Annotated in this window: 28 protein-coding genes, 1 tRNA gene and 1 pseudogene; 7 read left to right on the top strand and 23 right to left on the bottom strand. The window is 70.1% G+C overall.

Annotated elements, in window-relative coordinates; genetic code table 11:
• Nucleotides 1-150: 150 nt before the first annotated feature.
• The 5 genes and pseudogenes from ACZ499_RS02400 to ACZ499_RS02380 form a co-directional block, all read right to left on the bottom strand.
• A complete protein-coding gene (locus tag ACZ499_RS02400; RefSeq protein ID WP_359104787.1) occupies nt 151-231 on the bottom strand; it encodes a putative leader peptide in 81 nt (26 codons plus the stop codon).
• A gap of 321 nt (nt 232-552) precedes the next feature.
• Entirely contained in the window at nt 553-1,302 is a 750-nt protein-coding gene (locus ACZ499_RS02395) for an LmeA family phospholipid-binding protein (RefSeq protein WP_468407773.1), read from the bottom strand.
• A gap of 54 nt (nt 1,303-1,356) precedes the next feature.
• Complete coding sequence (locus ACZ499_RS02390; RefSeq protein ID WP_468671338.1) at nt 1,357-2,610, bottom strand: hypothetical protein; 1,254 nt, start codon at nt 2,608-2,610, stop codon at nt 1,357-1,359.
• A gap of 10 nt (nt 2,611-2,620) precedes the next feature.
• Nucleotides 2,621-2,875 carry a MoaD/ThiS family protein gene (locus tag ACZ499_RS02385; protein ID WP_283142830.1) on the bottom strand — a complete coding sequence of 85 codons (255 nt, stop codon included), beginning with the start codon at nt 2,873-2,875 and terminating at the stop codon, nt 2,621-2,623.
• Between the two features lie 33 nt (nt 2,876-2,908).
• A pseudogene (locus ACZ499_RS02380) lies at nt 2,909-3,693 on the bottom strand (alpha/beta hydrolase family protein).
• A gap of 280 nt (nt 3,694-3,973) precedes the next feature.
• Here ACZ499_RS02380 and ACZ499_RS02375 point away from each other — a divergent pair.
• Nucleotides 3,974-4,786, top strand: coding sequence for a response regulator transcription factor (locus tag ACZ499_RS02375; RefSeq protein WP_468671335.1), 813 nt, complete (start codon nt 3,974-3,976; stop codon nt 4,784-4,786).
• A 24-nt stretch (nt 4,787-4,810) separates the two neighbouring features.
• Entirely contained in the window at nt 4,811-5,833 is a 1,023-nt protein-coding gene (locus tag ACZ499_RS02370) for a LacI family DNA-binding transcriptional regulator (RefSeq protein WP_385543021.1), read from the top strand.
• Between the two features lie 259 nt (nt 5,834-6,092).
• Here ACZ499_RS02370 and ACZ499_RS02365 read toward each other — a convergent pair whose 3' ends face one another.
• Both ACZ499_RS02365 and ACZ499_RS02360 read right to left on the bottom strand, forming a co-directional pair.
• Nucleotides 6,093-6,560 carry a RidA family protein gene (locus ACZ499_RS02365; protein WP_468407780.1) on the bottom strand — a complete coding sequence of 156 codons (468 nt, stop codon included), beginning with the start codon at nt 6,558-6,560 and terminating at the stop codon, nt 6,093-6,095.
• A complete protein-coding gene (locus tag ACZ499_RS02360) occupies nt 6,557-6,718 on the bottom strand; it encodes a DUF4177 domain-containing protein (protein ID WP_003975360.1) in 162 nt (53 codons plus the stop codon). Before ACZ499_RS02360 ends, ACZ499_RS02365 begins: the two co-directional genes overlap by 4 nt.
• Nucleotides 6,719-6,790: 72 nt before the next feature.
• Here ACZ499_RS02360 and bagA point away from each other — a divergent pair, with 72 nt between their 5' ends.
• On the top strand, nt 6,791-7,753 hold the full coding sequence (gene bagA / locus ACZ499_RS02355; RefSeq protein ID WP_468671332.1) for an ATPase BagA: 963 nt from the start codon (nt 6,791-6,793) through the stop codon (nt 7,751-7,753).
• Between the two features lie 2 nt (nt 7,754-7,755).
• Nucleotides 7,756-9,048, top strand: a complete 1,293-nt coding sequence (gene bagB, locus ACZ499_RS02350) for an ATPase BagB (protein WP_468671328.1) — start codon at nt 7,756-7,758, stop codon at nt 9,046-9,048.
• Between the two features lie 45 nt (nt 9,049-9,093).
• On the opposite strand, the gene ACZ499_RS02345 is transcribed toward bagB, so the two are convergent.
• Complete coding sequence (locus tag ACZ499_RS02345) at nt 9,094-9,459, bottom strand: WhiB family transcriptional regulator (RefSeq protein WP_468671326.1); 366 nt, start codon at nt 9,457-9,459, stop codon at nt 9,094-9,096.
• Between the two features lie 405 nt (nt 9,460-9,864).
• Between ACZ499_RS02345 and ACZ499_RS02340 the strand changes: the two genes are divergently transcribed.
• A complete protein-coding gene (locus tag ACZ499_RS02340; protein ID WP_468671324.1) occupies nt 9,865-12,132 on the top strand; it encodes a transglycosylase domain-containing protein in 2,268 nt (755 codons plus the stop codon).
• Nucleotides 12,133-12,220: 88 nt separating this feature from the next.
• Here the strand turns inward: ACZ499_RS02340 and ACZ499_RS02335 are convergent, their stop codons facing one another.
• Nucleotides 12,221-12,685 (bottom strand): GatB/YqeY domain-containing protein, encoded by a 465-nt coding sequence (locus ACZ499_RS02335; RefSeq protein WP_371653484.1) that lies wholly within the window; start codon nt 12,683-12,685, stop codon nt 12,221-12,223.
• Nucleotides 12,686-12,842: 157 nt separating this feature from the next.
• Here ACZ499_RS02335 and ACZ499_RS02330 point away from each other — a divergent pair, with 157 nt between their 5' ends.
• Both ACZ499_RS02330 and ACZ499_RS02325 read left to right on the top strand, forming a co-directional pair.
• Nucleotides 12,843-13,781 carry a metallophosphoesterase gene (locus ACZ499_RS02330; RefSeq protein WP_468671322.1) on the top strand — a complete coding sequence of 313 codons (939 nt, stop codon included), beginning with the start codon at nt 12,843-12,845 and terminating at the stop codon, nt 13,779-13,781.
• Between the two features lie 78 nt (nt 13,782-13,859).
• Nucleotides 13,860-13,933, top strand: a tRNA-Pro gene (locus tag ACZ499_RS02325).
• Between the two features lie 77 nt (nt 13,934-14,010).
• On the opposite strand, the gene ACZ499_RS02320 is transcribed toward ACZ499_RS02325, so the two are convergent.
• The 14 genes from ACZ499_RS02320 to ACZ499_RS02255 form a co-directional block, all read right to left on the bottom strand.
• A complete protein-coding gene (locus ACZ499_RS02320; protein WP_468671320.1) occupies nt 14,011-15,198 on the bottom strand; it encodes a site-specific integrase in 1,188 nt (395 codons plus the stop codon).
• Entirely contained in the window at nt 15,198-15,386 is a 189-nt protein-coding gene (locus ACZ499_RS02315) for a helix-turn-helix domain-containing protein (RefSeq protein WP_468671318.1), read from the bottom strand. Before ACZ499_RS02315 ends, ACZ499_RS02320 begins: the two co-directional genes overlap by 1 nt.
• Nucleotides 15,383-16,786, bottom strand: coding sequence for a replication initiator protein RepSA (repSA, locus tag ACZ499_RS02310; protein WP_468671314.1), 1,404 nt, complete (start codon nt 16,784-16,786; stop codon nt 15,383-15,385). The genes ACZ499_RS02315 and repSA overlap by 4 nt, the downstream gene beginning before the upstream one ends.
• Nucleotides 16,783-17,484: a DNA methylase gene (locus ACZ499_RS02305; protein ID WP_468671311.1), complete on the bottom strand. Its 702-nt coding sequence runs from the start codon at nt 17,482-17,484 to the stop codon at nt 16,783-16,785. The genes repSA and ACZ499_RS02305 overlap by 4 nt, the downstream gene beginning before the upstream one ends.
• Nucleotides 17,484-17,678 carry a hypothetical protein gene (locus ACZ499_RS02300; protein ID WP_468671308.1) on the bottom strand — a complete coding sequence of 65 codons (195 nt, stop codon included), beginning with the start codon at nt 17,676-17,678 and terminating at the stop codon, nt 17,484-17,486. Before ACZ499_RS02300 ends, ACZ499_RS02305 begins: the two co-directional genes overlap by 1 nt.
• 93 nt (nt 17,679-17,771) lie before the next feature.
• On the bottom strand, nt 17,772-17,975 hold the full coding sequence (locus tag ACZ499_RS02295) for a hypothetical protein (RefSeq protein ID WP_468671305.1): 204 nt from the start codon (nt 17,973-17,975) through the stop codon (nt 17,772-17,774).
• Nucleotides 17,975-18,307 (bottom strand): SpdD-like protein, encoded by a 333-nt coding sequence (locus ACZ499_RS02290; RefSeq protein WP_468671301.1) that lies wholly within the window; start codon nt 18,305-18,307, stop codon nt 17,975-17,977. Before ACZ499_RS02290 ends, ACZ499_RS02295 begins: the two co-directional genes overlap by 1 nt.
• A 24-nt stretch (nt 18,308-18,331) precedes the next feature.
• On the bottom strand, nt 18,332-18,487 hold the full coding sequence (locus ACZ499_RS02285) for a hypothetical protein (protein ID WP_468671297.1): 156 nt from the start codon (nt 18,485-18,487) through the stop codon (nt 18,332-18,334).
• 11 nt (nt 18,488-18,498) lie between these two features.
• Nucleotides 18,499-18,687, bottom strand: coding sequence for a mobile element transfer protein (locus tag ACZ499_RS02280; RefSeq protein WP_468671293.1), 189 nt, complete (start codon nt 18,685-18,687; stop codon nt 18,499-18,501).
• Between the two features lie 4 nt (nt 18,688-18,691).
• Complete coding sequence (locus ACZ499_RS02275; RefSeq protein WP_468671289.1) at nt 18,692-18,871, bottom strand: hypothetical protein; 180 nt, start codon at nt 18,869-18,871, stop codon at nt 18,692-18,694.
• Between the two features lie 19 nt (nt 18,872-18,890).
• The gene (locus tag ACZ499_RS02270) at nt 18,891-19,547 is read right to left on the bottom strand and encodes a DUF2637 domain-containing protein (protein WP_468671285.1); all 657 of its coding nucleotides are present in this window, start codon (nt 19,545-19,547) and stop codon (nt 18,891-18,893) included.
• Between the two features lie 79 nt (nt 19,548-19,626).
• Nucleotides 19,627-19,797 carry a hypothetical protein gene (locus ACZ499_RS02265; protein WP_468671284.1) on the bottom strand — a complete coding sequence of 57 codons (171 nt, stop codon included), beginning with the start codon at nt 19,795-19,797 and terminating at the stop codon, nt 19,627-19,629.
• 5 nt (nt 19,798-19,802) lie between these two features.
• On the bottom strand, nt 19,803-20,021 hold the full coding sequence (locus ACZ499_RS02260) for a hypothetical protein (RefSeq protein WP_468671282.1): 219 nt from the start codon (nt 20,019-20,021) through the stop codon (nt 19,803-19,805).
• A 79-nt stretch (nt 20,022-20,100) separates the two neighbouring features.
• Nucleotides 20,101-21,441, bottom strand: a complete 1,341-nt coding sequence (locus ACZ499_RS02255; RefSeq protein WP_468671279.1) for an FtsK/SpoIIIE domain-containing protein — start codon at nt 21,439-21,441, stop codon at nt 20,101-20,103.
• Nucleotide 21,442 lies beyond the last annotated feature (1 nt).

The following is a 21,442-nucleotide window of genomic DNA, read 5'->3' as shown; positions in this document are numbered from 1 at the left end:
CAGGTGCGGCGGGTGGTGCGGGGTGCGGGTGCGTACGCCGCGCGAGCGGGCGCGGCGGTGCCTCGACACCGGGGGTGGCCCTGAATACGGTTCAAAGGGCCCGGGGAACACGGGAGTTGCCGTCTCTTCGCAGAGAGGGGCGGGTCCCGCTCAGACGTGGCGACAGAGCATGGCGGCGACGCGGCACAGGTCGACTGCCCGCCGCTTCGTGAGATCCGCCTGACGCTTCATGGGTCCGATCGTAGGGACGGAAGCGCGGCCATGTCACCGGTGTGTCGTATTTTGAGACACGATCATCCGGATGGTGGGACGTGATCGGCTGGAAAGCCTCTTCCGGCGGGGCCTGGGGGCTCCTCGCCACTCACCATCTGCCCAGCGGACGCCGCCGTCTCAGCATGCGGTTACGGCACGGTCCCGGCCCTGCCTGACGCGGGCCTGCCCGGCCCGGTCCGACCGGTCCTGCCCCGGTCCTGCCCGGCCCCGGTCCTGTCCGGCCCAGCCCAGTCCCGCCCGACGCGGCCGCCCCCGTACGCCGAGGGGCCGCGGGGCCGCTTACCCCGCCAGAGAAACGTTCGTACCCGTACCCGAGAACCGCAGCCCGTCCTTCGTCGCCGTCACCTTGTCCAGCTTGATGCCGGACGGCAGGCCCTCGATCTTCAGGTCGTAGTCGACCGCCTTGCGCAGCTTCTCGTCGAAGCCGGCCACCGGCAGCTTCGGAAGCTCCTCGGAGCGGACCTTGACGGTGGCGCCGCCGTCGGTGGTGACCGTGCTGTACGTGCTGACCGTGCGGCCCGCGAGCAGCACCTTGAGGCTCGCGGGGACCTGGACGCCCGCGCCCTCCAGCAGGTCGGCGAGCTGCCCGCTCACCTGGACCTGGCCCTTGGCGGCCCGCTCGGGCCCGGCGTAGCCGACCGTGGCGCCCTTGGGCGCGGACTTCGTGAGGTCGGCGTAGGAGATACGGGCCGAGCCGTCCGCCCGTACCGCCGTGGCGGACGAGTAGCTGCTGTTGACCTTCACGTCGTGCAGCTTGGCGCGGACCTCGGTGACGTTGACCGAGTGGCCGTCCGCCGATGCGGTGACCCCGCCCAGCTTGACGTCGACCTCGTCGAACTCCTTGCCCATCGCCTGGGTGAGGAAGGGGAAGCCGCTGATCGAGACGTCGGGGGTCTCCCTCAGCCCCTGACTGCTCTTGATCTTGTCGGCCACCTTCGACTCGACGACGTTCACCGCGATGCGGTCCGCGGCGACGAAGAGGCCGCCGAGAACCACCGCGACGATGAGCCATATCCGGAGTGCGCGCATTGCGTACGAGTCCCCCCACACTGGTCGTTGACGCTGCGAGCCTAACTCCCGGAATTACCCGATCACTCGACCGATCAGATACAAAGCGGGAACAGCCGCCGTGAGCGGCAGCGCCACTCCGGCCGTCATATGGACGAAACGCGACGGGTAGTCATAACTGGCCACCCGCAGCCCGATCAGCGCGCACACCGCGGCCGCGAGCCCGAGCAGCGCGCCCGAGGAACCCACGTCCGTCAGCTGTCCGGCCACGATCCCCGCGCCCGCGGCCGCGAGCAGCGCGACCACGGCGGAGACCGGCCCCGGCAACGGCAGCGCGCGGGCCGGGACGGCGACGGCCACCGCGGCCGCGCCCACCGCCACGGCGTGCGGGATCGCCGCGAGGTATCCGGCGGCCAGGATCGCGAGCGCCGCCGAGGCCACGGTCGCCATCAGGCCGTACATCCGCTCGTCCGGGTCCGCGTGGCTGCGCAGCTGGAGCACCAGCGTGAGCAGCACCCACACCCCGAGCGTGCCCAGGATCGCCGCGGGCGCGTGCTCGTCGCCGACGGCGAGCAGCGCCGCGTCCGCGACCAGCCCGCCCAGGAAGGCGAGCGCGATGCCCTGCCGGGCGGGCCACATCCCGTTGAGCCGGAACCAGCCCGCGGCCGTCACGGCCTGGAGCAGCACCAGCGGCACCACCAGCGCGTACTGCCCGATGCCGGAGGCGGCCGCGAGCAGCAGGCCGAGGACGGCGGTGAGCGCGGCGGGCTGCATCCCCGGCGCGATGATGGGCGAGCGCCCCTCGGCGCGGGCCCGCTGGGCGTCGGTGATCCGGGTGTTGCCGACGGTGGTGGGTGGGCTGTAGGCGGGGCCGTCGGCCGGGGCGGGCGCGGCGGGCACGGGTTCGTAGGCCGCCGTCTCCGGAGGCAGCGGAGCAGACCCCGTCTGCGGCGGCAGGTACGTGGTGTCGGCGGCGGGCTGCGCGTACGCCTGCGCGTACTGCTGCTGGACCGGCTGCGGCACGGGCTGCTGCTGGACCGGCTGCGGCTGGACCGTGGGCTGGTACTGGGTGTCCCAGGTCTGGCCCTCCCACGTCTGCGTGTACTGCTGCTGCTCCTGGTACGACGGATCGTGCGGGAACTGCTGCTGCGCGGGCTGCTGCGGCTGCTGGTGCTGGTGCTGGACCGGCTGCTGCTGGAGCGGCTGCCCGTACTGGTCGTACTGCTGGTACGCGTCGTACTGCTGCTGGTACTGCTGGACCGGCTGTCCGTACTGGTCGAAGCGCGGATACTGCTCGTCGTACGGATGCGGGTACTGCTGATCGCTCATGACGTGGGGGTCACCCTCCTGCGAACGGCGGGAGCACCTCGACCGTGCCGCCCTCGGCAAGCCGTACGGTCTCATGTTCGCGCGTCCCGACGGGGTCACCGTCGACCAGGAACGAGCACCTGAGCAGTACACGGGTCAGCTCGCCGGGGTGGCGCTCGCGCACCGCGTCGAGCGCCTCGGCCAGCGTGGCCGCCGCATACGGCTCCTCCGCGACACCGGCGGCGGACTTGGCCGCGGCCCAGAAGCGGATGGTTCCCGCTGCCATGGCGACCCTCCTTTCGTCGTCACCCATGATGGGCTACGCCACCGACAGCCACTGCGCGATCCGGCGCAGCAGCACCTCGTCGGCCGCGTTCTCCGCGTGCCCCATGCCCTCCCCCAGCCACAACTGCGCAGGTCCGGCGGCCGCCAGCATCCTGGGGTGGTCGATCGGGAAGTACGGGTCGCGGTCACCGTGGACGATCAGGAGCGGGGTCGGCGCGATCAGCGGGACCGCCTCGACCGGCGCGAGCGGCACCACCACTGTCTGGAGGCGATCCGGGTGGCGAAACCGAGCCGCCCGACCAGGCGCCCGGCGGGCCGGGTCACCATCCAGTGCAGCCGCCGCACGGGGGCCATGCCCCGGTAGTACCAACGGGCCGGCGCACTGACGGAGACGACGGCATCGGTGCGCGCCTCTGTGAGCCCCTTGTGCATCGCCGCGTGCCGCAGCACCACCGAGCCGCCCTCCCCCACTGCCTCAAGGGCGTGGGAGGTGCCCCCAGAAGCCGACGGTCACCACGCGCGCGTAGCCGAGTGATCTCGCCCACTCCACGGCCGCCGCCAGGTCGTGCGCCTCGCGGTCGCCGACCGTGGAGCGCCCGCCGGAGCCGCCGTGGCCCCGGGACGAGAACGTGACCACACCCGCGTACTGGGCGAACACCCCCGCCGCCCGCCGTACCGCCGGGCGCCCGCCGACCCCGTGAAGCCGTGCGCGACCACGACCGCGGTGTCCGTCCGGCCCGCCGCGCAGGGGTCGTGGACCGCCTCGACGCTCACGCCCTCCGAGGTGCGAAGAGTTGCGCGCCGCGGTCCCCTGGTGATCTAGGAAACATCCACAGTGTGAAATCGGCCCTCTGCCCCGGACCTCATGTGGGCTATTCTGCTGGGCAGAGGATCCGGGCAGCGTGGCCCCCGGGTCCTTTTGCGTTTCCTGGTCGTTGTTACGAGCAGGTGAACAAAGGCTCTCAGGGCGCGGGAGCCATAGCGAAAAGCAGTGCCGTAAACGTCCTCGCAGGGACCGAGGAGGAACCGACGTTATGGGCGAGCAGACCGTGCACGATCATCCGAAGAAGCCGACGACGACCTGGGCAGGTGGGGCGCGATGAGCTCGTTGCTGCTCCTGACCAATGCCCTCCAGCCGTCTACGGAGGTGCTTCCCGCGCTCGGCCTGCTGCTGCACAACGTGCGGGTGGCCCCCGCCGAAGGCCCGGCCCTGGTGGACACCCCCGGTGCCGACGTGATCCTCGTCGACGGCCGCCGCGACCTGCCGCAGGTCCGCTCCCTCTGCCAGCTGCTGCGCTCCACCGGCCCCGGCTGCCCGCTGATCCTGGTGGTCACCGAGGGCGGTCTGGCCGCCGTCACCGCGGACTGGGGCATCGACGACGTGCTCCTGGACACGGCGGGCCCCGCGGAGGTCGAGGCGCGGCTGCGCCTGGCCATGGGCCGCCAGCAGATCACCTCCGACGACTCCCCCATGGAGATCCGCAACGGCGATCTCTCCGTGGACGAGGCGACGTACAGCGCCAAGCTCAAGGGCCGGGTCCTTGATCTGACCTTCAAGGAGTTCGAGCTCCTGAAGTACCTGGCGCAGCACCCCGGCCGGGTCTTCACGCGCGCGCAGCTGCTGCAGGAGGTCTGGGGGTACGACTACTTCGGCGGTACGCGGACGGTCGACGTCCACGTACGGCGGCTGCGGGCGAAGCTCGGCCCCGAGCACGAGTCGCTGATCGGCACCGTCCGGAATGTCGGCTACCGGTTCGTCACCCCCGAGAAGGTCGAGCGGGCGGCCGAAGAGGCCAAGGCCAAGGCGGCCGAGGAGGCCAGGGCGAAGGCCTCCGCCGGATCCGTGGCCTCACCACCGGTCCCGGCCGCCGAGGAGACGGAGGAAGCCTCCGTACGCCCTGCCCAGAGGTAGGTCACCCCGCGTAGACTCCCGCTCGTGGCCAAGGTGACGCGGGATGATGTGGCGAGACTTGCGGGTACGTCGACCGCGGTCGTCAGCTATGTCATCAACAACGGACCGAGGCCGGTCGCCCCGGCCACGCGCGAGCGGGTACTCGCCGCGATCAAAGAGCTGGGCTACCGGCCCGACCGGGTCGCCCAGGCGATGGCCTCCCGGCGCACGGACCTCATAGGCATGATCGTCCCGGACGCGCGCCAGCCGTTCTTCGCGGAGATGGCGCACGCGGTGGAGCAGGCGGCGGCCGAGCGCGGGAAAATGGTCCTGGTCGGCAACTCCGACTATCTGGACGACCGCGAGGTCCACTATCTGCGGGCGTTCCTCGGTATGCGGGTCGCCGGTCTGATCCTGGTCAGCCAGGGTCCCAGCGAGCGCGCGGCGGCCGAGATCGACGCCTGGGACGCGCGCGTGGTGCTCCTCCACGAACGGCCGGAGGCGATCGACGACGTGGCCGTCGTCACGGACGACATCGGCGGGGCCCAGCTGGCCACCCGCCACCTCCTCGAACACGGCCACGCGTACGTGGCGTGCCTCGGCGGGGTCGAGTCGACCCCGGCGGTCGGCGACCCGGTGGCCGACCACGTGGAGGGCTGGCGGCGGGCGATGCTGGAGTCCGGGCGCTCGGTGGACGGGCGCCTCTTCCAGGCCCCGTACAACCGCTACGACGCGTACCAGGTCGCGCTGGAGATCCTCGCCGGGCCCGACCGGCCGCCGGCGATCTTCTGCTCCACCGACGACCAGGCGATCGGCGTGCTGCGCGCGGCTCGTGAGCTGCGCATCGACGTGCCGGGTGAGCTGGCGGTCGCGGGCTTCGACGACGTGAAGGAGGCGGGTCTCACGGACCCGCCCCTCACCACGGTCGCCTCCGACCGCCCCGCGATGGCCCGCGCGGCCGTGGACCTGGTCCTGGACGACGCGCTCCGCGTGGCGGGCTCCCGACGGGAACGCCTGAAGCAGTTCCCTTCGCGGTTGGTGATCCGCCGGTCCTGCGGCTGCGGCTAGCTCTCGCGGGGGCAGTGCTTCGGCTGCGGGTGGCTTTCGCGGGGGCGGTGCTTCGGCTGCGGACCGTGCGGGGCTGATCGCGCGGTTACCCGCGCCCCTTTTCGGCCCGGTCTTCCTCTGCGAGCCGGTGGGGCCGACCGCGCAGTTCCCCGCGCCCCTCAGGCAGTCCGCCGCACCCTGACAACTTGGGTCGGCCCCAGGCCTTCAGGGGCGCGGAACTGCGCGCTCAGCCCAGCACGGTCCGCAGACCGAGACCGGCTCAATCCGTCAGCTCGACCTGGATCTCGACCTCGACCGGCGCGTCCAGCGGGAGGACCGCGACGCCGACCGCGCTGCGGGCGTGCACACCCTTGTCGCCCAGGACCGCACCGAGCAGCTCGCTCGCACCGTTGATGACGCCCGGCTGCCCCGTGAAGTCGCTCGCGGAGGCCACGAACCCGACGACCTTGACCACGCGCGCGATGCGATCGAGGTCACCCGCCACCGACTTCACGGCCGCGAGGGCGTTCAGCGCACAAATACGCGCCGCGTCCTTCGCCTCCTCGGCCGTAACCTCCGCACCGACCTTGCCGGTCAGTGTGAGCTTGCCCTCGACGATCGGCAGCTGCCCGGACGTGTACACGTACACACCGGAGCGCACGGCCGGCTGGTACGCGGCCAGCGGCGGCACGACCTCCGGCAGCGTCAGGCCGAGTTCGGCCAGCTTCGCCTCCACCTCGCCGCTCATGCCTGCTTCTCCCGCTTCAGGTAGGCCACCAGCTGCTCGGGGTTGTTCGGCCCGGGAACGACCTGGACCAGCTCCCAGCCGTCCTCGCCCCAGGTGTCCAGAATCTGCTTGGTCGCGTGCACGAGAAGGGGCACGGTCGCGTATTCCCACTTGGTCATGGGGCCGACTGTAGCCGCTGGCGGAGGCAGCCTCATGCGTAGGCCGCCTGGGGACTGGTTAGGCTCGATGGCGTGAGCAGGCTCCAGGTCGTCAGCGGCAAGGGCGGTACCGGCAAGACCACGGTCGCCGCTGCCCTCGCGCTCGCCCTCGCGACGGAGGGCAAGCGCACGCTCCTCGTCGAGGTCGAGGGCAGACAGGGCATCGCACAGCTCTTCGAGACGGAAGCCTTTCCGTACGAGGAGCGGAAGATCGCCGTGGCGCCGGGCGGCGGGGAGGTGCACGCGCTGGCGATCGACGCCGAGCGAGCCCTGCTCGACTACCTCCAGATGTTCTACAAACTGGGCTCGGCGGGCCGCGCCCTGAAGAAGCTCGGCGCCATCGACTTCGCCACCACCATCGCCCCGGGCGTCCGTGACGTCCTGCTGACCGGCAAGGCGTGCGAAGCCGTCAGGCGTAAGGACAAGCAGGGGCGGTACGCGTACGACCATGTGGTCATGGACGCCCCGCCCACCGGGCGGATCACCCGCTTCCTCAACGTCAACGACGAGGTCGCCGGGCTCGCCAAGATCGGCCCGATACACAATCAGGCGCAGGCCGTGATGCGGGTGCTCAAGTCCCCCGAGACGGCCGTGCACCTGGTGACGCTCCTGGAGGAGATGCCCGTCCAGGAGACCGCCGACGGGATCGCCGAGCTGCGCGCCGCCGAGCTGCCGACCGGCGCGGTCATCGTGAACATGGTCCGCCCCCACCTGCTCGACGAGGAGGCGGTCCGGGGCGTCACCGGCGACCGGCGCAAGGAGGTCGCCAAGTCGCTCACCCGCGCCGGGGTCACCGGCTCGGCCAAGCTGGTCACCCCGCTGCTCCAGGAGGCCGCCGAGCACGCCGAGCGGGTGGAGCTGGAGCGCGAACAGCGTGCGGTGGTCGGCTCGTTGGGGCTTCCGGCGTACGAACTGCCCCTGATCGGCGAGGGAATGGACCTGGCCGGGCTCTACCGCCTGGCCACACGACTGCGAAAGCTCGGGGTGGGGAAGTGACCATGGACGCGGCCGCGCCGCTCGGCATCGATCCCCTGCTCGACGACCCGAAGACGCGGATCGTGGTGTGCTGCGGATCCGGCGGGGTGGGCAAGACCACGACGGCGGCGGCGCTGGGGCTGCGGGCCGCCGAGCGCGGCCGCAAGGTGGTCGTGCTGACCATCGACCCGGCCCGCCGGCTCGCCCAGTCCATGGGCATCGACACCCTCGACAACACCCCGCGCCGGGTCAAGGACGTCGAGGGCGACGGCGAGCTGCACGCCATGATGCTCGACATGAAGCGGACCTTCGACGAGATCGTCGAGGCGCACGCGGACCCCGAGCGCTCCCGGGCGATCCTCTCCAACCCCTTCTACCAGTCCCTGTCGGCCGGCTTCGCGGGCACGCAGGAGTACATGGCGATGGAGAAGCTGGGCCAGCTGCGGGCCCGCGACGAGTGGGACCTGATCATCGTCGACACCCCGCCGTCGCGCTCGGCGCTGGACTTCCTGGACGCGCCGAAGCGGCTGGGGTCGTTCCTGGACGGCAAGTTCATCCGGCTGCTGATGGCCCCCGCCAAGATGGGCGGCCGGGCCGGGATGAAGTTCCTCAACGTCGGCATGTCGATGATGACCGGCACGCTCGGCAAACTCCTCGGCGGCCAGCTGCTGCGGGACGTCCAGACGTTCGTGGCGGCGATGGACACGATGTTCGGCGGCTTCCGCACCCGCGCCGACGCCACCTACCGGCTGCTCCAGGCACCCGGGACCGCGTTCCTCGTGGTCGCGGCGCCGGAGCGGGACGCGCTGCGCGAGGCCGCGTACTTCGTGGAGCGGCTGGCGGCCGACTCGATGCCACTGGCCGGTCTGGTGCTCAACCGGGTGCACGGCAGCGGCGCGGCCCGGCTGTCGGCCGAGCGGGCGCTCGCGGCGGCGGAGCGCTTGGAGGAGGACGCCACCCAGGAGCCCACCGAGGGTCCTGGGGAAAATCTTGTCGACGGCCGCATTGTCGATCAGGGGTGCGGGAAGGCTGAAGATCGTGGCACCGGTGGTTCCTCTCCCGAAGCTCCCTCCCCCACCGGATCCGAAGACGGCGTGTCGGTCGACCGGCTGACCGCCGGTCTCCTGCGCCTGCACGCCGAGCGGATGCAGGTGCTCGCCCGCGAACAGCGCACGCGCGATCGCTTCACCGCGCTCCACCCCGAAGTCCCGGTGGCCGAAGTGGCCGCCCTGCCCGGCGACGTACACGATCTCGCCGGGCTCCGGGCCATCGGGGAACGGCTCGCGGCCCAGGAAGAGACGGCCGGAGCGTTCTGATACGTCTGGTTACGTACGTGTCGTACGTGCCGTACGTGCGCGGGCTTACCCCACGGCCGCGTACGTCTCATCCATGGCGTGCCGGTAGGCGTACGCCTCCTCGTCGTCCATGAGCACGGGCAGGATGCCCGTGCTGCGCTCGTACTCCGTACGCGCCGTCTCCAAGAGACGGCGCCAGGACGTGACGGTGGGTCGTCGGCGCAGCAGTGCGCGGCGCTCCCGCTCCGTCATTCCGCCCCACACGCCGAATTCGACGCGGTTGTCCAGTGCGTCCGCGAGGCACTCGGTCCGCACCGGACATCCGGTGCACACCGCCTTCGCCCTGTTCTGAGCCGCACCCTGTACGAACAGTTCGTCCGGATCGGTAGTGCGGCAGGCTGCCTGCGCACTCCAGTCGGTTACCCAGCCCATGCCGGCGCCGTCCTCTCCCGAATCGAGGCTCCCCCACGGCGGCAGAGGCATATTCACCGCTGCCAGTTGAGGACGTTACGGAAGGTGGGCACAGCGCAACACCCCCTTCGGGCCCAATCTTGAATGGCCCGAACGGACTATGCGTATGCGGCAGATCACCCAACGGAGTGAGCTGGGGACAAACGTGAGAAACCCGACCAAGCGGGACGTTTCAGTTGAGCCACAACGGACGCCTGGTGACGCATGAGGCGTAAACGGGCGGCGAATCCGCACGGCCGCCCTCTTGCGAGAGCCGAACAGCAATAAACATCGACTTGATGCGCAACCGCACTGCTGTGACAGTTGAGGGCAGCTTAGGCCAGAGCATTGACCCGTGTCCGGCGAATCAGAACGTAGGCTGCCCCCATGGCAAAGAAGCGCTCGGGCGGTGGTCTGACCGGGACCCAGCAGGCCGCCAAGTTCGTCGGGGTGAGTGTGCTCTCCGGAGCCGTGCTCGCGGGCATCGCGCTGCCTGCGTTCGGCGCGCTGGGGCTCGCGGCCAAGGGCACGGTCGAGGGGTTCGACGAGATCCCCGCCAATCTGAAGACCCCGCCGCTGAGTCAGCGCACCTCGATCCTGGACTCCAAGGGCGGTCAGATCGCGACGGTGTACTCGCGCGACCGCACGGTGGTCCCGCTCGCGGACATCTCGCCGTACATGCAGAAGGCGATCGTCGCGATCGAGGACTCGCGCTTCTACGAGCACGGCGCGATCGACCTCAAGGGCGTGCTGCGCGCGGTCAACAAGAACGCCACGTCGGGCGGGGTGGCCCAGGGAGCGTCCACCCTCACCCAGCAGTACGTGAAGAACGTCTTCGTGGAGGAGGCCGGCGACGACCCCGACAAGGTCGCCGAGGCCACCCAGCAGACGCTCGGCCGCAAGGTCAAGGAGCTCAAGTACGCGATCCAGGTCGAGGAGGAGCTCGGCAAGAAGAAGATCCTGGAGAACTACCTCAACATCACGTTCTTCGGGCAGCAGGCGTACGGCGTCGAGGCCGCCGCCAAGCGCTACTTCTCCAAGCCGGCCAAGGACCTGAAGCTGGAGGAGGCCGCCATGCTGGCGGGCATCGTCCAGTCGCCGAGCCGGTACGACCCGGTCAACGACGCGCAGGAGGCCAAGAAGCGCCGCGACACGGTCCTGCAGCGGATGGCCGACATGAAGGACGTCTCGCAGGCCGAGGCGGACCGCGCCAAGTCCGCGCCGATCAAGCTGAAGGTCTCCAAGCCGAAGAACGGCTGCATCACGGCCGTCAGCGGCGCGGGCTTCTTCTGCGACTACGTGCGCGAGGTCTTCCTCTCCGACCCGGTCTTCGGCAAGACCAAGGAGGAGCGGGCCAAGCTGTGGAACCAGGGCGGTCTGACGGTCCGTACGACCCTGGACCCGCAGGCCCAGCAGTCCACCCAGGCCTCCATCAAGGGCCACGTCTACCAGTCGGACAAGGTCGCCACCGCCGTGACGCTGGTCCAGCCCGGCACCGGCAGGATCATGGCGATGGGCCAGTCGCGGCCGTACGGCTTCGGCAGCCACGAGACGCAGATCAACTTCTCGGTGAACAAGCAGATGGGCGGATCGAACTACGGCTTCCCGGTCGGTTCGACGTTCAAGCCGTTCCTGGCCGCCGCCGCGATCGAGGGCGGCAAGCCGCCGACGCAGCAGTACCCGTCGCCGTACGAGATGGACTACCCGGCGACCGTGCAGACGTGCAGCGGCAAGCCGTGGGTGAACATCAACGACGAGCACCTGGAGAACGAGAACGAGTCCGAGAAGGGGCCGTACCCGCTGAAGACGGCGATGGAGAAATCCGTCAACACGTACTTCGTGCAGATGCTCGGCGAGATCGGCATGTGCCCGGTGTCGCAGATGACCGACAAGCTGCACGTGGTGCAGGGCAACGGCGCGAAGCTCCCGATGGTGCCGTCCGCGCTGACGCTGGGCTCCACCGGTATCTCCCCGCTGAACATGGCGAGCGCGTACGCGGCCTTCGCCAACCGGGGCACGTACTGCACTCCGGTCGCCATCGAGTCGATCAAGAAGGCGGACGGCACGGCGCTGCCGGTGCCGAAGTCCTCGTGCAGCCAGGCGATGTCCCAGACCACGGCGGACAGCGTCAACACGCTGCTGCGCGGCGTGACCGACTCCGGTACGGGTGCGCTGGCCGGTCTGTCGGACCGCGACAACGCGGGCAAGACCGGTACCACCGACCAGCGCAAGAACGCCTGGTTCGTCGGTTACACGCCGAACATGTCGGGCGCGGTGTGGGTCGGCAGCCCGTCGCAGAGCGTCGAGATGGAGAACATCACGATCGGCGGCGTGTACAAGGAGAAGGTGTACGGCGGTGAGGTCCCCGGACCGATCTGGAAGGACGCCATGACGGGCGCCCTCTCCGGCCAGCCGGCCCCCAACTTCGTGACGGTCAACATCCCCGACCCTCAGCCCAAGGACCCGCCGGCGGGCGACGCGGGCGACAACGCCCAGGACAACGGCAAGGGCAAGGGCGGCAGGAAGCACCGCCCCGGCGGCGGCGACAACAAGCCGGGCGGCGGCATCACGGTCCCGCCGAACCCCGGCATCTCCATCCCCCCGGGAGTGATCGGCGGGGCGACGGACGGGGCGATCGGGGGGAACTTCCCGTAGCCCTGGCCCTTGGCCTTCATGGCTGGCGTGTGAAAGGGGCGCCCGGGTGATCCCGGGCGCCCCTTTCACATCTGTACGTGGGGGGGCGTCAGCCCGCCAGGAGGCGCTTGACCGTGGCGGCTACCCGCCCGCCGTCCGCCAGCCCCGCCACCTTCGGCTTCACGATCTTCATCACGGCGCCCATGGCCTGCGGCCCCGCCGCGCCCGCGGCCTTCGCCTCCTCGACGGCCTGGCCGACGATCGCGGTCAGCTCGTCGTCGGACAGCTGCTTGGGCAGGTAAGCGTCGAGGATCTCCCCCTCGGCCCGCTCCTTCGCGGCCGACTCGGCCCGGCCGCCCTGCTCGAACGCCTCGGCCGCCTCACGCCGCTTCTTCGCCTCCTTGGCGATCACCTGCAGCACCTCGTCGTCGGAGAGCTCGCGCGCGCTCTTGCCCGCGACCTCCTCCTTGGCGATGGCGGTGAGGGTCAGTCGCAGCGTCGACGAGCGCATCTCGTCGCGCGCCTTCATGGCGGTGGTGAGGTGTTCCTTGAGCGTGGCCTTGAGCGTGGTCATGCGCCCCAGTGTGGCAGGTGGCGCCCCCGGGGCGCGTGCCAGTTTCGCGCCGGGAGCACGGGGACGGGCGTGCGCGGGGCGCGGCGGGGGGCGTACGGGAGGCCGCCGAGCCACCCGCGAAGACCGTAGGCGTACGTACGTCTGCAACGATGGACGCATGCGCGCGCGATACGGGATTCCTCTGAAGACAACGGCGGCGATCACGGCGATCGGCGCGGCCGGCATCGCCTATGCGGCCGGCTTCGAAGCCCGGTCCTTCCGGCTCCGCCGGGTGACGGTGCCGGTGCTGCCGAGCGGCGCTCGGCCGCTGCGCGTACTCCAGGTCTCGGACATCCACATGGTCGGCGGCCAGCGCAAGAAGCGCGCCTGGCTGCAGTCGCTGGCGGGGCTGCGCCCGGACTTCGTGGTCAACACGGGCGACAACCTGTCGGACCCGGAGGGCGTACCGGAGGTCCTGGACGCGCTGGGCCCGCTGATGGACTTCCCCGGGGTGTACGTCTTCGGCTCGAACGACTACTACGGCCCGAAGCTGCGCAACCCGGCCCGCTATCTGATCGAGAAGGCCCGGGGCAAGCACGGCCTGAACGGCAACGCGCCCGCCGTCGGCGTCGTCCACAACCCGTGGGAGGAACTCCAGGACGCGTTCGACGCGGCGGGCTGGATCGGCCTCAGCAACGCGCGGGGCCGGCTGAAGCTGGACGGGCTGGAGCTCGCGTTCACCGGCCTGGACGACCCGCACATCAAGCGCGACCGGTACGCGAAGGTGGAGGGCGGCCCGGACAAGGACGCGGACCTGTCGATCGCGGTGGTCCACGCCCCCTACATCCGCTCCCTCGACGCCTTCACCGCCGACGGCTACCCCCTGATCCTGGCCGGCCACACCCACGGCGGCCAGCTGTGCGTCCCCTTCTACGGGGCCCTGGTCACCAACTGCGACCTGGACACGGACCGGGTGAAGGGCCTCTCCACCCACGAGGCGGACGACAACCGCGCCTACCTGCACGTCTCGGCGGGCTGCGGCACGAACCGCTACACCCCGGTCCGCTTCGCCTGCCCCCCGGAGGCAACCCTGCTGACCCTGACGCCCCGCCCCTGACCGCCCCCCGAAACCGGATTTCGTCTCCGGCCGCCGGTGGGCTAAAGTAAACGACGTCGCCGCGACAACCGGTGACATCGGGGTGTAGCGCAGCTTGGCAGCGCGCTTCGTTCGGGACGAAGAGGTCGTGGGTTCAAATCCCGCCACCCCGACAGCTAAGTACAAGGCCAGAGGCCCTTTCCCTTCGGGGAGAGGGCCTCTGTCTGTTGCTGCGTGTCTAACTGCGTGACTACCGCTTCGGAGGCGGCGGGGTGCCGAAGATCCCGTTCATGGCGGTGGCCCCAGTCTGGATCACCGGGCGGATCTGCTTCCGGTAGACCTCCTCCGTCACAGCCGTACTGGAGTGGCCGACGAGTCGGGAGATCTCTTCGAGCGGGATGCCCCGGTCGGACAAGATCGAGACGAAGGACGTCCGGGTCTCTCGGGTGGTCCACTCGTGGGGTTTCAAGTCGACGCCGGGCAGCTGCGCGGCTTGCGCGATGACCTTCCGGAACTCACGCCGGACGTTCGCCGCGTCCAGCTCGGTACCCACAGCCGACGTGAAGACGAGTCCCGTCTCCTGCCACTGGTCACCGGCCGCGACACGCTGCCAGCCCTGACGCTCCCGCTGGATCTTCAGCGCGTCGATAGCCCGACCGGGCAGCGCGAGCGTGCGACGGGACTTCCGGGTCTTCGTGTCGCCGGAGCGGCGGACCGAGCGCCACACGGCGATGTGCGGTGGGATCTCGGGATCGGCTTCCGGGTCCCCCTCAAGATCAACGTGATCCCACCTCAAGGGGCGCATCTCTTCAGTTCGACCGCCGGTGAGCAGCGACACCACGAAGTAGGCGTAGAGCGAGGAGTCCTCAGCGGCCTTGAGCACAGCCTCAGCCTGCTTGAGTGTGAGGGACTTCGACGGCCGACCGGGGCGCCCAACCGGGACCGAGCACAGCTCTACGACGTTGCGCTTCACCTTGTCCCGCGCCATGGCCCGCTTAACCGCCCGGTTCAGACAGGACCGGATGGCTTCCAGCGACCGTGTGCTGAGCACCTTGGACTTGCCAGCGAGCCACTTGTCCACGTCATCCGCGCTGAGGTCTCGGAGCTTCCGAGCGCCAAGGGCGGGGAGCACGTGGGTGTTGCAGAGGATCGTGTTCGTCGTGACAGTCCCCGCGTCCCGCCCGTTGAGCCCATAGGCAAGCCAGTCGGTCACCGCGTCCTTGACCGTGTAGCCGCTAGGCGCGATCGCGAGACCATCCTCATAGTCCCGCAGCACCTCTTTGAGCTTGGCCTTGGCTGCCGTTTTGGTGACACCGCTGGCCCGCCTCACGATCCGCTTGCCGCTCGGGTCGAACCCGAGGCTGGCCGAGGCGATCCAGCGTTGACGCTTGTCGTCCCAGTGAAGTCCGCCGTCACCCCGGCTGCGTCGCTTGGGCATCAGGCCGCCTCTTCCAAGCGCGCACTGATGTAGGCCTCCAAGGAGCTTTCGGGGATGCGGCGGGCGCGGCCTTCGGTGATGGAGACGAGCCGCTTCGTGCGAATCAGGTCGTAGACCTTGGTACGGCCGAGCTTGAGCCTCGCCATGGCCTCGGGCACCGTCAGGAGTGCGGTAGTTGCGGTGGTCACGCGACGGCTCCTTCCATGTCGAGTTGCACAGGTAGTTCCTGCCGGGCGAGTTCACGGTTCTGCTCGATGTCGCGGCGGATGTTGGCGGCGAGCCAGGATTCGCCGGGGGTGTGGCCGTGGCCGGCGTAGGTCCAGTGGGCGAGGGTGAGCGTGGTTGCCTCCGGGTTCTGTTCGGGGTCGGGCAGGCCGAGGGCCGCGCGGTGCTGGGCGGCGCGGTAGTCGGCGCGGACCTGGCGTAAGGCGCCGAGGGTGGTGGAGTACTGGCGGGACTTGGTGGAGAAGTGGCCCCGGAAGCCGAGCATGTGGGCCCAGTCGCGGAGCTTGCGGTCCGGGTAGGCGTCGTGCAGGTCCAGGCAGGCCTGGATCAGGCGCCGGGGGTGATCGGGGATGCCAAGCAGGATCAGTGCTTCTTTGTTGCCGATGCGGCGGTCGACGGTGCCGGTGGTTTCGGCGGCCTTGGTGGCGTACTTGGCGACGTAGGAGGCGACTGCCTGTTCGGTGATCTCTTCGCCGTTGCCGAAGGCCCGGATGGGGCGTACGTCGAGCTGTGTGCCCCAGCGAAGTTCCCAGTCGTTGATGAAGCCGTATTCGTCGTTGGCCGGCACGACGACGCGGACGCGGGCGGCAGCAGCACGGATGGCACCGTCGAGCAGGTCGAGGGTTGCCCATGCCGGGGGCGGGGTGTCGGGTCCGTCCGGGCCGTCGAAGCGGATCACGGCATGGAAGTGCACGGCACCGCGCTTTTGATATTCGGCGACCTTGCCGAAGGACACGCGGGACTGTTCGCGGGCGGCTTTCTGGGTCAGTCCCGCGCGGGCGGCGATCTCGCGGCGGAGGTAGATCGTGAAGTAGCGCCACAGGTCGGAGGCGTGGTTGTTCCACAGGACCGCGCTGCCGTAGTCGTAGGCGTACGGGTCGAGCGGGGTGCCCAGCTCCGGGGCGTCCTCGGGGTGCCGTGAGCCGCAGCGGCAGGGGCGATTGGCGGGCCGGTTGTGGACGGGGCCGAAGGAGGGGGCGGTAAGGGTGGCGAAGACGCGGGGGTGGTCGCGGACGGTGGGCGGGGTGCCCTTGTCCGGGTCGCCGACGAGTCCGGCGCGGATCAGGTGGTAGGTGTCGCCGGCGTAGGTCCAGGCGCAGGCGGGGCAGCGGGAGGCGCGGCGGTTGCCGCAGGCGATCCGGAGCGTGCCGCCGGGCTCGGTGTCGGTGCAGTAGGAGTGCAGGGCCTGTCCGGTGGCGCGGTCGCGGGTAACGGTCGTGCCTCGGAGGTGGATGGGGTCGGAGCAGCCGCCGGTTCGGCGGATCTGGTCTTGGAGGCGGTCGAAGCCGGGGGCCCCGGCCACCCTGAGCACGTCGGTGAGGGTGGCCGGGTCCAGGCCCGCCGGGGTGGCGGTGTCGGTCACGCCAGCACCTCCTGGCGGGCGGTCGTGAAGGCGGTGCCGATCCATTGCGTGTATGCGGGCGGGATGGCTTCGGTGAGTTCTTCGTGGACGTCGGTCCAGGTGATGCCCATGGCGGTCTGCATCTCCGCTACGTCGCCCTTGCCGCCTCCCTTGCCGTAGGCGGCTACGTAGGGCCCTTCGCGGTAGATGCCGTGCCGGTAGCCGCGCACGTAGCCCCGGTGCTTGGGGTGGGCCGGCTGCACGGTGGTCCAGCGGCCGAGTTCGAAGTTGCGGTGCCGCAGCACGCCGAGCCCGAACATTTCCCCGCACAAGGACACGTCCTTGCGGATGGCGGCACGGCCGTTGGGCTGTTCAATCACGTACGGCAGGCCGCTCGCGTCGAGGAGTTCACGGGTCGGAGCCACAAGGTCTTCGTGCGTGCCACCCCAGCCCTGGGAGGCGTTCGTTCCCACGGTCAACGTGTTCTTGGCCTGGCAGGGCGGGGAGGCGTGCACGAGCGTGTAGCGGGTGATGTCGCCCGTGGCGATCAGGTGGGCGAGGTATTCGAGGGCGTCGCCCCGGTGGTAGGCGAACGGGTAGCGCGGCCGGTCGGCGATGTCGCAGCCATCGACCTCCAACCCGGCCCGGTGGTAGCCCATGGCAGCACCGCCGGCACAGGAGAACAGGTCAAGGACCCGGAGTCGGGTGCGGTAGGTCATCACGACCGCCCGACAGGAACCAGGCCGGCGACGGTCGAGAGGACGTGACCGGTGCCCTTGCAGACGGGGCAGACGACGCGCAGGAGGACGCGGGAGCCGTCGCGGTGGCGGTTGCCGATGGTGATGGCGACGACGGGGAAGCCGTCGCAGTGGCGGCACACGGGCAGGCTCAGGGCAGAGCTGTGCTGGGGCATGATGGGCTTGCCTTTCGGGTCCGTTGGATCGGGAAGGTGGGATGGCGCCCGGAGCGGCGGAAGTTTGGCGACCGAGGCCGCTCCGGGGGCCGGTTAGTAGGGCAGGTTGGCCGCGTCGGCAGCCTGGGCGGTGGCGATGGCCCGCAGGCGCTGTGCTTCTCCTTCGGCCCGGCAGATCCAGCGCCGACAGGCGTCTTCATCGCGGGTGACCAGTGCGGGGGCGGTGCGCCAGGACTGGGGGTCAGCGATCGGGGTGTACTCGGAGCCGAAGACGATCGGATCGGCGCGCTTGTCCATCACCGGCGGTCCTTCCCGGAGGTGTTGAGCAGCGAGCGCACGGTGAGTGCGCCGATGGGCACCGCCACGGCGACCAGGGCGATGGCGAGGAACATGGCGATGGCCAGGGTCGCGCCGACCGCCAGGCCGCCGACGATCAGCATGGGGTGGCGCTTGACCAGGTCGACCACCGGAGAACCACCGGCCGGGGCAGAGGCCTGCTGAGCGGCGGGGGCGGAGTGCTGGCAGGAGCATGCGGCCGGGGCCTGAGCCTGATGCTCATGGATGGTTGTGACCATCGGCGTGACGAGCCCGGTCGGCAGCGGGTTAACGGGGATCTTGGGCCGGATCATGAAGGGTTCTCCTTCCGAATCGGGTTACTTGATCGCGGTGTTGATGGCGGGGGCGAAGCTGCTCCCGGCGAGGAGGAAGCCGCCCAGGAGCAGTACGGCGACGAGCCAGGCCGGGGGGCGGGTGAGTTTGATGCCGAGCCATCCGACGACGGTCAGGGCGAGCCAGAGCGGGACGTCCATGGCGAGTTCTCCTAGGCGGAGCAGTGGTGGGTACGGGCGGCGAGTTCGGCGGCCGAGCGGTTGCTGTACTCCGCCGAGAAGTCGCAGCGCGGGGCGGTGCAGGCGGCGGCGTGGCGCTTCTGCCCACGGGCGTTGAGGAACGTGGCGACCTTCACCGGCCCGAACTGCCGTACATCGCGGAAGTTGCGGTAGACAGCCATCGGGTTAGTCCTCCCGGCCGGTGAAGTCGTCGGCGTGCTCGGTGAGCCACCGCTGGATCGCGGGGTGTTCGTCGCTGGTGGCCTGGTGGATCGCGGCTTCCGCGATGGCCGCACCCTCGACAAGCCGGTTGTTGCGAGTCAGTTCGGCGGACCGCCGCAAGGCGGACTCGATGGATGAGCGCATGGTTGGGTCTCCTTGTCCGTCAGCTGAGTTGGAGTTGGGCGGCGATGGCGTCGGCCATCGGTGCGGGCAGTCCCAGCCGGGCGCGCAGGGCGTCGCGGTCGATGGGGTCGCCGGTCATGGCCTGGTGCGTGTCGGCGATCTTCCGTGCGTGCGCAAGGAGTGCGGGCGGCACCGACGGAGCGGTCGCGACGGGGACTGGAGCAGCGGGCAGTTCGGGGGCGGGTGCCGGTTCAGCGGCTCGCTGCAACTCGACTTCAGGTGCACTGTGTTCGTCCGCGGTCGGGGCGTGGCCCGGGGCCGGACTGTCGGGCTCGTCGGCGGGGTTGTGGGCGAGCAGGGTGCCGCCGAGGAAGGCGAGTGCGGGCCATCCGGCGACCAGGAACCGCAGCCAGGCGGGAGCGTTGGCCAGGTCGAGGAATCCGGCGGTCGCGACGTTCGCTCCGAGCGAGGCCACCAGGGCGATCAGGAACCAGCACCACGCCAGGCGCGGCGTGTGGCCGGTGTGCAGCCGTCGCCAGGCAGCGACGAGGAGCAGGTCAACGGAGACCGGGTAGGCCCAGGCCTTCCAGCCGGTCTGCCCGGCGGCTTCCGCCAGATCGTGCAGGTGGGCGAAGGACAGTGCCCCCGCAATCACGGCTTGGATCAGAACGGCGTCCGGGCGGATCGTGCGGTTCACGGTCTTCACCTCCTTCAGCAGTCGTGGTGACCGGGGCCGGGCGGGGATGGGATCTCCTGCCGCCCGGCCCCGGTGGTGATCAATCGGTGGGGGCTGGGCCGGTGCCGAAGCAGTTCAGACAGAAGCCGTTCTGCTGGCCGACGACGCGGCGCTTGCGGCCGATGCGGACCGAGATGGCGACCTCTCCGGTGCCCTTGCACGCCCGGCACGGCCTGGCCTGGGGCTCGGTTGACTTGCGGCGTGCGGCCATGGAGATCACGGCTCCAGACACGGGTATCCGTGCCCGACTGGCGGGTAGACGCCATCGGCGCGAGCGGCGAACTCGGAGTCCAGGGCATCGCTCATGACCATGACGAAGTGGTCCACAGGCAGCCCGAGTTGCAAGTCGTTCTGCAAGGTCTCGTACAGGATGCCGAGGCGGTTGGCGTCGTCGCGCTCCACCGGGGTGAACTCGAACCAAGGCTTGCCGGGCATTGCAGTCCTCCTGATTTCGGCATGAAGCGGGTAGGGACCTGGCGCGAGACAGTCGCGCCGACCGGAGGTGTGGGGAAGATCAGGGAATGGCCGGAGCCGTGGTCGGCTTGGGCGGCACGGCCGTGACCGGGACCGGGCGGATGGCCGGACGGAACGGCTCCAGGGCCGGAAGGTCCGGGATCAGGTGGGCGTACTCCCGGCACGTGGCCGCGGTCTCCTCGACCGATGTGAGCGGGGTGCGGATGCGGCCCCAGCCGCCGGAGGCATCCGCCGCAACAGCCTGTCCTGGGCGGTCGGCGGGGATCGTGCACGCGGCCGGTACGGACTCTGGTGCCACGTCGCTCAAGCCCATTTCGGCGGTCTGCTTGTCGTTGACGCGGTGCACCACACGGCCCGTGAGCTGAGCCCGCAGCATCGTGGCGCCCTTGCCCAGCTCAGAGCCGAAGCGCTGTCCGCAGATCTCCAGGTAGATGCCGACCGCGCGGGACAGCTGGGCCAGCCGGATCAGACCGGTGACGATCCGCTCACGGCGTTCCTCATCCTTCTTCGAGGAGATCAGGAACAGTTCCGCGATCTCATCAACCAGGACCACCACCGACGCCGGACGCAGATGCTCAGGGAGCTCCCACAGGTCCGATACGCCGGACTTGGCGAGCAGGTCGAAGCGGCCTTCCATCTCCGCAACCAAGACATCGATCAGGGAGGCGGCATCGTCGGGGTTCGTGGCCAGTGCCGACAGCCGTGGCGCGTAGCGGGACTGCTCGACACCGCGTTTGCAGTCGATCCCGACCAGCGCGACCGCCAGTTGAGCCAGGCCCTTGATCAGGTTGCGCTGATACATCGACTTGCCCGACTGGTTCGCTCCAAGGGTGAGCGCGTGCGGGATCTCACGGTAGTCCCGCACATAGGCGGTGCCGTCGTCCCGCAGCGCGACTGGAACCACCAGGTCATGCGCGGCGGCTTTCTTCGGCATCCGCACCCGCCGCAGTACGTCATAGCCCGTCATCCGCAGCTCGACATAGCCCGGTTTCGTCGGGATCACGTGGACCGCGTGGACACCCCAGGCGTGACGAAGACGCTCCGAGGCCGCAGCCAGGTCGGCGGGCTCCAGACCGGCGGGCAGACGCAGCGTGACCCGGAGACCGGTCGACGTGCCCCGCACCCGGCGGATCTTCGGCGCGACCGGCTGCACCTCACTGCGGGCGATCCGGCGCGACATGAACGCCCGCAGCCCCGACGGCTGCACCGTCAGACCACACACATCCATCGTCGTCCGGTACGAGACGACGAACCGGCCCCAGGTCACCGGCAGGCCCACCGTCGCCCAGTACAGGCGCGGCGCTTGAACCTTCGTGTAGGCGACCCCACCAGCACCGGCTAAGAGGCCCGATCCTTCCAGCCACAGCGACAGGTCCGACATC

The sequence above is a fragment of the Streptomyces sp. NPDC031265 genome (assembly GCF_055570295.1).
The sequence above is the reverse complement of the archived record's forward strand: the minus strand, read 5'-3'. Positions and strand labels throughout refer to the sequence as shown.

Coding starts and splice junctions, on each gene's coding strand:
- bagB (WP_468671328.1), top strand. CDS start 7,756: ATGGACGCGGCCGCGCCGCTCGGCATCGATCCCCTGCTCGACGACCCG.
- ACZ499_RS02275 (WP_468671289.1), bottom strand. CDS start 18,871: ATGCGCTCATCCATCGAGTCCGCCTTGCGGCGGTCCGCCGAACTGACT.
- ACZ499_RS02265 (WP_468671284.1), bottom strand. CDS start 19,797: ATGGCCGCACGCCGCAAGTCAACCGAGCCCCAGGCCAGGCCGTGCCGG.
- ACZ499_RS02335 (WP_371653484.1), bottom strand. CDS start 12,685: ATGACCACGCTCAAGGCCACGCTCAAGGAACACCTCACCACCGCCATG.
- ACZ499_RS02390 (WP_468671338.1), bottom strand. CDS start 2,610: ATGAGCGATCAGCAGTACCCGCATCCGTACGACGAGCAGTATCCGCGC.
- ACZ499_RS02375 (WP_468671335.1), top strand. CDS start 3,974: ATGAGCTCGTTGCTGCTCCTGACCAATGCCCTCCAGCCGTCTACGGAG.
- ACZ499_RS02305 (WP_468671311.1), bottom strand. CDS start 17,484: ATGACCTACCGCACCCGACTCCGGGTCCTTGACCTGTTCTCCTGTGCC.
- ACZ499_RS02330 (WP_468671322.1), top strand. CDS start 12,843: ATGCGCGCGCGATACGGGATTCCTCTGAAGACAACGGCGGCGATCACG.
- ACZ499_RS02385 (WP_283142830.1), bottom strand. CDS start 2,875: ATGGCAGCGGGAACCATCCGCTTCTGGGCCGCGGCCAAGTCCGCCGCC.
- ACZ499_RS02295 (WP_468671305.1), bottom strand. CDS start 17,975: ATGGACAAGCGCGCCGATCCGATCGTCTTCGGCTCCGAGTACACCCCG.
- ACZ499_RS02360 (WP_003975360.1), bottom strand. CDS start 6,718: ATGACCAAGTGGGAATACGCGACCGTGCCCCTTCTCGTGCACGCGACC.
- ACZ499_RS02395 (WP_468407773.1), bottom strand. CDS start 1,302: ATGCGCGCACTCCGGATATGGCTCATCGTCGCGGTGGTTCTCGGCGGC.
- ACZ499_RS02285 (WP_468671297.1), bottom strand. CDS start 18,487: ATGGACGTCCCGCTCTGGCTCGCCCTGACCGTCGTCGGATGGCTCGGC.
- ACZ499_RS02260 (WP_468671282.1), bottom strand. CDS start 20,021: ATGCCCGGCAAGCCTTGGTTCGAGTTCACCCCGGTGGAGCGCGACGAC.
- ACZ499_RS02400 (WP_359104787.1), bottom strand. CDS start 231: ATGAAGCGTCAGGCGGATCTCACGAAGCGGCGGGCAGTCGACCTGTGC.
- ACZ499_RS02345 (WP_468671326.1), bottom strand. CDS start 9,459: ATGGGCTGGGTAACCGACTGGAGTGCGCAGGCAGCCTGCCGCACTACC.
- ACZ499_RS02290 (WP_468671301.1), bottom strand. CDS start 18,307: ATGATCCGGCCCAAGATCCCCGTTAACCCGCTGCCGACCGGGCTCGTC.
- ACZ499_RS02320 (WP_468671320.1), bottom strand. CDS start 15,198: ATGCCCAAGCGACGCAGCCGGGGTGACGGCGGACTTCACTGGGACGAC.
- ACZ499_RS02340 (WP_468671324.1), top strand. CDS start 9,865: ATGGCAAAGAAGCGCTCGGGCGGTGGTCTGACCGGGACCCAGCAGGCC.
- ACZ499_RS02300 (WP_468671308.1), bottom strand. CDS start 17,678: ATGCCCCAGCACAGCTCTGCCCTGAGCCTGCCCGTGTGCCGCCACTGC.
- ACZ499_RS02365 (WP_468407780.1), bottom strand. CDS start 6,560: ATGAGCGGCGAGGTGGAGGCGAAGCTGGCCGAACTCGGCCTGACGCTG.
- ACZ499_RS02255 (WP_468671279.1), bottom strand. CDS start 21,441: ATGTCGGACCTGTCGCTGTGGCTGGAAGGATCGGGCCTCTTAGCCGGT.
- ACZ499_RS02280 (WP_468671293.1), bottom strand. CDS start 18,687: ATGGCTGTCTACCGCAACTTCCGCGATGTACGGCAGTTCGGGCCGGTG.